The sequence below is a fragment of the Pseudomonas sp. NMS19W genome, assembly GCF_051554255.1.
Lineage (GTDB): Bacteria > Pseudomonadota > Gammaproteobacteria > Pseudomonadales > Pseudomonadaceae > Aquipseudomonas > Aquipseudomonas kribbensis.
This window is the reverse complement of record NZ_CP136718.1, coordinates 2499781-2507500: the sequence shown is the minus strand read 5'-3', so window position 1 is coordinate 2507500 and position 7720 is coordinate 2499781. Positions and strand designations below refer to the sequence as shown.

At 56.9% G+C, this 7720-nt stretch carries 7 protein-coding genes, 1 rRNA gene and 1 pseudogene (1 of these 9 cut by a window edge); 1 reads left to right on the top strand and 8 read right to left on the bottom strand.

Annotated elements, in window-relative coordinates; translation table 11 throughout:
- The 7 genes from R1A29_RS11185 to R1A29_RS11155 form a co-directional block, all read right to left on the bottom strand.
- Positions 1–467 (bottom strand): 16S ribosomal RNA (locus R1A29_RS11185); it reaches 1070 nt to the left of the window's first position.
- 416 nt (positions 468–883) lie between these two features.
- On the bottom strand, positions 884–1429 hold the full coding sequence (locus R1A29_RS11180; RefSeq protein WP_438301490.1) for a GNAT family N-acetyltransferase: 546 nt from the start codon (positions 1427–1429) through the stop codon (positions 884–886).
- Between the two features lie 124 nt (positions 1430–1553).
- Positions 1554–2750, bottom strand: coding sequence for an FAD-dependent monooxygenase (locus tag R1A29_RS11175; RefSeq protein ID WP_438301489.1), 1197 nt, complete (start codon positions 2748–2750; stop codon positions 1554–1556).
- Positions 2750–3268, bottom strand: coding sequence for a MarR family winged helix-turn-helix transcriptional regulator (locus R1A29_RS11170; protein WP_438301488.1), 519 nt, complete (start codon positions 3266–3268; stop codon positions 2750–2752). The genes R1A29_RS11175 and R1A29_RS11170 overlap by 1 nt, the downstream gene beginning before the upstream one ends.
- 142 nt (positions 3269–3410) lie before the next feature.
- The gene (gene msrA, locus R1A29_RS11165; RefSeq protein ID WP_438301487.1) at positions 3411–3917 is read right to left on the bottom strand and encodes a peptide-methionine (S)-S-oxide reductase MsrA; all 507 of its coding nucleotides are present in this window, start codon (positions 3915–3917) and stop codon (positions 3411–3413) included.
- A 107-nt stretch (positions 3918–4024) separates the two neighbouring features.
- On the bottom strand, positions 4025–4477 hold the full coding sequence (locus R1A29_RS11160; protein ID WP_438301485.1) for a VOC family protein: 453 nt from the start codon (positions 4475–4477) through the stop codon (positions 4025–4027).
- Between the two features lie 120 nt (positions 4478–4597).
- Entirely contained in the window at positions 4598–5158 is a 561-nt protein-coding gene (locus R1A29_RS11155; protein ID WP_248739075.1) for a fasciclin domain-containing protein, read from the bottom strand.
- A 139-nt stretch (positions 5159–5297) separates the two neighbouring features.
- Here R1A29_RS11155 and R1A29_RS11150 point away from each other — a divergent pair.
- Positions 5298–5384, top strand: a pseudogene (locus R1A29_RS11150) (VOC family protein); the annotation flags it as partial.
- 75 nt (positions 5385–5459) lie between these two features.
- Here the strand turns inward: R1A29_RS11150 and R1A29_RS11145 are convergent.
- On the bottom strand, positions 5460–7658 hold the full coding sequence (locus tag R1A29_RS11145; RefSeq protein WP_438301484.1) for an OsmC domain/YcaO domain-containing protein: 2199 nt from the start codon (positions 7656–7658) through the stop codon (positions 5460–5462).
- Between the last annotated feature and the right edge of the window lie 62 nt (positions 7659–7720).

Sequence of the window (7720 nt, the reverse complement as noted above, 5' to 3'; positions counted from 1 at the left end):
CAGAGTATTAATCTACAACCCTTCCTCCCAACTTAAAGTGCTTTACAATCCGAAGACCTTCTTCACACACGCGGCATGGCTGGATCAGGCTTTCGCCCATTGTCCAATATTCCCCACTGCTGCCTCCCGTAGGAGTCTGGACCGTGTCTCAGTTCCAGTGTGACTGATCATCCTCTCAGACCAGTTACGGATCGTCGCCTTGGTGAGCCATTACCTCACCAACTAGCTAATCCGACCTAGGCTCATCTGATAGCGCAAGGCCCGAAGGTCCCCTGCTTTCTCCCGTAGGACGTATGCGGTATTAGCGTTCCTTTCGAAACGTTGTCCCCCACTACCAGGCAGATTCCTAGGCATTACTCACCCGTCCGCCGCTGAATCCAGGAGCAAGCTCCCTTCATCCGCTCGACTTGCATGTGTTAGGCCTGCCGCCAGCGTTCAATCTGAGCCATGATCAAACTCTTCAGTTCAAACATCTTTGGGTTTTTAAGAAACCCTAAACTTGGCTCAGCAATCATTGGTTACATCTTTGATTTCTCGCGGAGTAACTTGTGATGCTGATAATCTTTTTGACTATCAGCCTGACTCCACAAGCACCCACACGAATTGCTTGATTCAGTTGTTAAAGAGCGGTTGGTTAAGATCTTTCGTCTCAACCGAGGCGCGCATTCTACAGCAGCCTCACTTGCTGTCAAGTGATTATTTTCAGAAGTTTTAAAATTTCTTCAATCAAATCAACCACTTGCGCTAGCTGCAACATCAAGATGCTCGCTAGCGGGAGGCGAATAATACAGGATTAAAACAGGTGGTCAACCCTCTCCTGAAAATTGTTTTCGCAGCCTCCATATCGTCGCGCCGCATCAGAGCAAGTCCACTCCCAATTGCGTCAGCCATGGGGATGCAACGCAGCCCATTGTCCCGAGGTGAGTCCATAGCACTTGCACAAGGCTGGCACGGTAGACAGCGCCAGCTCGGCGTCATACAAGTGCTGCGCACCAATCTTCAGGACAGCTTTCTGCGAGCGGATATTCGAAGGCGCGATATGGAAATACACAATGCCAAAATCCTTGAAAGCGTGCTCCACCATCAGTTGCTTCAGTTCCCGATTGGTATTGCCACCCCATTTGGTTCGCACCAGGAAGGTATACCCGATTGCAATATCCTCCGGCAGATCGGGCGGTATGTAGTAGCTCGAGGTTCCAACAATCTGTCCCGATTCAATATCGATGACCGCCAGTGCTTTTCCGCTAGCCAATCGAGAAGCGAAGTACGCTTCAAACACCTGGCGATCATATCGATCCTTGGCCGGATGGCCATCCCAGATGAGCGGATCACTGGCCGCCAGAAACAATTCTTCAAAATCACCCGCAGTCAGTGGTCTTAGCCGAAGGGTGTTACCAAGCAAAGCGGGCTGGCAGTCGAAGTCGCGCACAGATGGATTCCTTTGCGGGTGATTTACAGAAATGCATTCAGTTTAGAGCCGCAGCTCATCAACAAAAGATCCAATGCGACTGTTATTGAAGGAGCCATCCCGGCACACAGAAGTCTGTCTATATTCACCGACTGTTGGTGTAATCCGGCAGCACAAGGGCATCTGCCTTCGGTGAAAGGATCTTTCCGAACAAGGTCTTCAATCCCGGCGCCGTAGCCATCCTCAATACCGCATGACCGAGCGCTATACCGAGACGCGAATGCGGCGACGCCAGTCTCGGGGGCAAAGCCGGGCACGCTTTGCGCCTGCGCAACGTAAGGCCGCATGATTTTTTCATAAGCCGCAAATGCCTGAGCGTGATCGGCATGACGCCCCAGCTCACCGGCCAGCACATAGGCGCCGCACAGGCCCAGGCTTGTACCCATCCCGCTGATCGGCGAAGCACAATAAGCCGCGTCCCCCACCAATGCGATGCGCCCCTTGACCAGCGGGGCATTTTTACCTGCCCTACCGCTTCCATATAAAGGTCGGTTGTTTCTTCCAGCGCAGCGAGCACACGAGGCGTCTCCCATCCAGCGTCGGCGAACATTTGCTTGAGCAAGGATTTCTGCTCGGCCTGCGCAAGCTTCTCGTATCCGCAAGGCGCCTGCTGAAAAGACAGGAAGGCCCGCGTGGTCCCTAGATTGTCGGGACGCAAGCAGACACAACGACCACCGGGAACGCTGTACCAGCGCATGACCTGGCCATCACTTCGTTGCCGAGGCACGGTGAAATAGGCGGTATAGAGGTTAAGGGGGCGGCGATGGACTTCGCTGCCAAACACTTGATTGCGGGTCGTCGAACCGATGCCTTCTGCCACGATGACCAGATCGTAAATCTGCTCGCCTCCCTGCTCGAAGCGCACCAGCACCTGAGCGCCGTCATCTTCCACCGCGGCAATGCTGTCTCCGAAGCGGTACTTGACCCGGTTCTCGCTGTGCTGGATCAACAACCTGGCGAGTTCTCCCCGAAGGATTTCCAGCTCCGCGATCGGCCCGTCGCCGTCGAAGGCCTTTACCCCGAGAAACGCCTTGGTCCGGTTGTTCCGGTCAACGAAGGCGATGCCCTTTTCCTCGGTAGTATTGGCCCGAATCAACTCTTCCAGCCCCATACGCTGGACAACTTCACGGCCGGCCCCTCGCACATCGATCGTTTGCCCGCCATCGCGGAATGCCGGCGCCCTCTCGACCACCGTAACGTCCATGCCCTGCCGAGACAGCCAGTAAGCCAGCGACGGCCCGGCGATGCTTGCACCGCTCACCAGAACTCTTTGTGGTTTCATCAGACGTCCGGGGTTTCAGGGTTGATGACTGTGCTGCCCGGCAACGTGTTGCGGTAAACCTCAATCACCTGCCCGAGGAATGCTTCGATGACCGCGCGATCCTGAACATCAAGAGCACCCAGCACGGTACAGAGTCCATTAAGCATCGGCGCAATATGCCGATAGGCCTGCGCCACCGATTCCGGCACCGGACACACCAACACCCGGCGCTTGTCATTGAGCTGCCGTTCGCGCACCACGTGCCCGGCGCGCTCCAGTCGATCGATGACCTGTGTAATGCCGGCGGTGGTCACTGACAGGCGCGCCGCAAGCTCGGTCGGCGGCAGCGGTCCATCGGTAATCAAGTGCTCCAGAGCCGCCACGTCGGTCTGGTTGATGCCCAGCGCAAAACCCAGATTGCCAGCAGCTTTACGCGTCAGGATGGCGATCTGTTGCAACTGCTGGCCGACGACATCGCTGGCGATCTGCAGGCGGCGAGGATCTTCGACGGATTCGGATGGAGATAAAGGCTGCGTCATGCACGTGTCTGCCGGTCACTATAAAGGACGCGAAAATAGCATATAGCTAACTTGCTTAGCTAGTTTTCAAATGACGGGCAAAAAAGGGCCGTTCTACCTCAATAAGTAGAACGGCCGCTCTTGAGAGTGATACCGCTCGGTTTCAGCCGCGCTTCGGGAGCTTCCAGTTGGGACGGATGAAGTGACAGGTGTAACCATTCGGAATGCGCTCAAGGTAATCCTGATGCTCCGGCTCCGCCTCCCAGAACGGCCCCGCCGGTTCGATTTCAGTCACTACCCGGCCCGGCCACAGGCGCGAAGCGTCGACGTCTGCAGCTGTGTCCTCGGCAATGTCACGTTGCTGCTCGTTCAGATAATAGATCGCCGAACGGTAGCTGGGGCCCAGGTCGTTGCCCTGACGGTTGGGCGTGGTCGGGTCGTGTATCTGGAAGAAAAACTCTAGGATCTGCCGATAGCTGATCACGGCCGGATCGAAAACGATCTCGATGGCTTCAGCGTGGTTGCCATGGTGGCGGTAGGTGGCATTCGGTACATCGCCCCCGCTATAACCGACACGGGTTTTCAGCACACCGGGATAGCGCCGCAGCAAGTCCTGCATGCCCCAGAAGCAGCCACCGGCGAGGATGGCAGTTTCGGTTTGGCTCGTCATTATCTGTCCTTCCCTTCGAGAGTGATGGAGGTAGCGACTGTAGTGAGGGCGCGCCGGCCAATTCTCAAATGGGGACAGATTTATTTAAAAAAATAAATCTGTCCCCATTAAAACGCAGACTCGATGAACGCCTCCAGCGCCTGTGCTTCCAGAATCTCGATAGAGAAATGCCCGAAGCGCTTGGGCAGCCAGATGATTCGCCCTCCGGAGGGCGACTGCAGGTTCGCGCGCGTCAGAGGCTGGCCGTTTTCGTCCTCGGGCTGCACACCGGCGAGAACCAGTTCGTCATAGGCTATTTCGATATCCGGAGTCGAATAACAATGACGATAGATCATCCCCTCCCCCGAAGAATCCAGCAGCTCCTTCAAGTTGCCCGCCAACGGTTGGACGAGCATGAAGCGCTCCTGGCCGATCAGCGCAATCGCGTAGCGCACATGCAGGCCGCCACGCTCCCAGATAAGGGTCCGGGAAACTCTGGCCTTGAGAATCCGCGCATAGTAAGCGCAGGCTTCTTCGAGATTGCTGACCAGTACATCGACGTGACTGAACTTCAGATCCATTGCAGCGCTCCTTCTGACAGGCCTCCATCTTAAAAACAAAAAAGCACTCGAAGGTGCTTTTCTGTTGGTGAAAATGGGGACAGATTTATTTAAAAAATAAATCTGTCCCCATTAAAAAGACTACTTCGGCATCAGCACCGTATCCACTACATGAATCACACCATTGGACTGCATCACGTCCGCGATGGTGATCGCTGCCTTCCCGCCCTTGGCGTCCACCACCCACAATTTGCCGTCGTGCAGCATGACGGTCAGGGATTCGCCCTGAACGGTTTTGAGCATGACTTTACCGCCGTGCATTTTGGCGTCATCCATCAGCTGTTTTGCCGTGTGAGTGCCAGCAACCACGTGATAGGTGAGGATCGTGGTCAGGTCGGCCTTGTGCTCCGGTTTAACGAGCGTATCGACGGTGCCGGCGGGCAATTTGGCGAAGGCTTCATTGGTGGGAGCGAAAACCGTGAACGGCCCCTTGCTGTTGAGGGTGTCGACCAGCCCCGCCGCCTTGACCGCTGCAACGAGCGTGGTGTGGTCCTTCGAGTTGACGGCGTTTTCGACGATGGTCTTGTTCGGGTACATGGCCGCACCGCCGACCATCACGGTATCGGCGGCAAAGCTCGATCCCGTGCCAAGGCAGAGCAATGTGAAGCAGGCAATGGCAATGCGTTTGATGAGCGAGTGCATGGTGTGTCTCCTGAATTCTTCGACCCTTCGAATGAGGGTGATGAATTTACGGAGCAGACGCGCAAATGGATGCATCACGGTGCAAGTATTTTCAAAAGGGGACAGATTTATTTTAAAAATAAATCTGTCCCCATTAAAAAATCCCGGTGGCCGCCGATTCCACTTCATTGATCCGGATGGCTATGAACTGGCCGTCTGGACGGACCAGGAACCGGCTCGCCCGTAACAGAGTCGACGACCGCCCCACCACCCGACAACAAAAAAGCACCCGAAGGTGCTTTTTTTGTCGCGGCAGTCAGCGTTACGAAGTCTTCACGCTGGCCCGGGCCGCGTGCAGTTTCTTGTAGCTGTCGATCAGTCGCAGATGGCGGTCGAGGCCTTCCAGCTTCATGCTGGTCGGCGTCAAGCCGTAGAAGCGTACGCTGCCGTCCACCGAGCCGATCGCCGCGTCCATCCGTTCGTTGCCGAACATGCGGCGGAAGTTGGCTTCGTAGTCGGCCAATTCCAGGTCTTCGTCCAGTTGCATCTCCAGCACCCCGTTGACGGCCTGATAGAACAGGCCGCGCTCGACGGTGTTGTCGTTGTACTGGAGGAACATTTCCACTGCTTCTTTCGCTTCCTCGATTTGTCCCAGAGCGAGCCAGATCAGCAGTTTCAGTTCCAGAATCGTCAACTGACCCCACACGGTGTTGTCATCGAACTCGATGCCGATCAGCGTGGTGATGTCGGTGTAGTCGTCCAGTTCGCTTTCGACCAGGCGCTCGACCAGAGACTGGAGTTCTTCTTCGTTCAAGCGATGCAGGTTGAGGATGTCTTCGCGGAAGAACAGCGCCTTGTTGGTGTTGTCCCAGATCAGGTCGTCCACCGGGTAGATTTCCGAGTAATCCGGCACCAGGATGCGGCAAGCGGTGGCGCCGATGTGCTCGTACACCGCCATGTACGATTCCTTGCCCATGCCTTTGAGGATGCCGAACAGGGTTTCGGCCTCTTCGACGTTGGAGTTTTCACCCTCGCCGGTGAAGTCCCACTCCACGAACTCGTACTCTGCCTGGGCGCTGAAGAAGCGCCACGACACCACGCCGCTGGAGTCGATGAAGTGCTCGACGAAGTTGTTCGGTTCGGTGACTGCCTGAGCTTCGAAGGTCGGCTGCGGCAGATCGTTCAGACCTTCGAAGCTGCGGCCCTGCAGCAGTTCGGTCAGGCTGCGCTCCAGCGCCACTTCAAAGCTCGGGTGTGCGCCGAACGAGGCGAACACACCGCCGGTACGCGGGTTCATCAGCGTGACGCACATCACCGGGAACTCACCGCCCAGCGACGCATCCTTCACCAGCACCGGGAAACCCTGGGCTTCCAGGCCTTGAATGCCGGCCATGATCGCCGGGTACTTGGCCAGTACTTCCTGCGGCACGTCCGGCAGGGCGAACTCGCCTTCGATGATTTCGCGCTTCACCGCACGTTCGAAGATTTCCGACAGGCACTGCACCTGGGCTTCGGCCAGGGTGTTGCCGGCGCTCATGCCGTTGCTCAGGTACAGGTTTTCGATCAGGTTCGACGGGAAGTACACCACCTCGCCGTCCGACTGGCGCACGAACGGCAGCGAAACGATGCCGCGCTCTTCATTGCCGGAGTTAGTGTCGATCAGGTGCGAACCGCGCAGCTCGCCGTCGCGGTTGTAGATCTTCAGGCAGTACGGGTCGAGGATCTCGCTCGGCAGCTCGTCATTGCTGCCCGGCTTGAACCAGCGCTCGTCCGGGTAGTGCACGAACGGCGCGTTGGCCAGGTCCAGGCCCCAGAACTGATCGTTGTAGAAGAAGTTGCAGTTCAGGCGCTCAATGAACTCGCCCAGCGCCGACGCCAGCGCGCCTTCCTTGGTCGAGCCCTTGCCGTTGGTGAAGCACATCGGCGAGTGCGCATCGCGGATGTGCAGCGACCACACGTTCGGCACGATGTTGCGCCACGAAGCGATTTCGATCTTCATGCCGAGGTCGGCGAGGATGCCCGACATGTTGGCGATGGTCTGCTCCAGCGGCAGGTCCTTGCCCGGAATGTAGGTGCTGGCGCTGGAGTTCGCGCCCGGCATCAACAGTGCCTGGGCGTCGGCGTCGAGGTTTTCCACCTCTTCGATGACGAACTCGGGGCCGGCCTGCACCACCTTCTTCACGGTGCAACGGTCGATGGAGCGCAGGATGCCCTGGCGGTCCTTGTCGGAGATGTCCGCCGGCAGCTCGACCTGAATCTTGAAGATCTGGTTGTAGCGGTTCTCCGGGTCAACGATGTTGTTCTGCGACAGGCGGATGTTATCGGTCGGGATATTGCGGGTTTCGCAATACAGCTTCACGAAGTACGCCGCACACAGCGCCGACGAAGCCAGGAAGTAGTCGAACGGACCCGGTGCCGAACCATCGCCCTTGTAGCGGATCGGTTGGTCGGCCACCACCGTGAAGTCGTCGAACTTGGCTTCAAGTCGAAGGTTGTCGAGAAAGTTGACCTTGATTTCCATGGGGGACTACCAGAATAGCGAGCTGAACAGAATGGCCGCCATTATCCGGTTTTTGAGCGGGA

Excerpts from the sequence above, each read along its gene's own strand:
- R1A29_RS11175 (WP_438301489.1), bottom strand. The coding sequence starts at position 2,750 with ATGAAACCACAAAGAGTTCTGGTGAGCGGTGCAAGCATCGCCGGGCCG.
- R1A29_RS11170 (WP_438301488.1), bottom strand. The coding sequence starts at position 3,268 with ATGACGCAGCCTTTATCTCCATCCGAATCCGTCGAAGATCCTCGCCGC.
- msrA (WP_438301487.1), bottom strand. The coding sequence starts at position 3,917 with ATGACGAGCCAAACCGAAACTGCCATCCTCGCCGGTGGCTGCTTCTGG.
- R1A29_RS11160 (WP_438301485.1), bottom strand. The coding sequence starts at position 4,477 with ATGGATCTGAAGTTCAGTCACGTCGATGTACTGGTCAGCAATCTCGAA.
- R1A29_RS11155 (WP_248739075.1), bottom strand. The coding sequence starts at position 5,158 with ATGCACTCGCTCATCAAACGCATTGCCATTGCCTGCTTCACATTGCTC.
- R1A29_RS11145 (WP_438301484.1), bottom strand. The coding sequence starts at position 7,658 with ATGGAAATCAAGGTCAACTTTCTCGACAACCTTCGACTTGAAGCCAAG.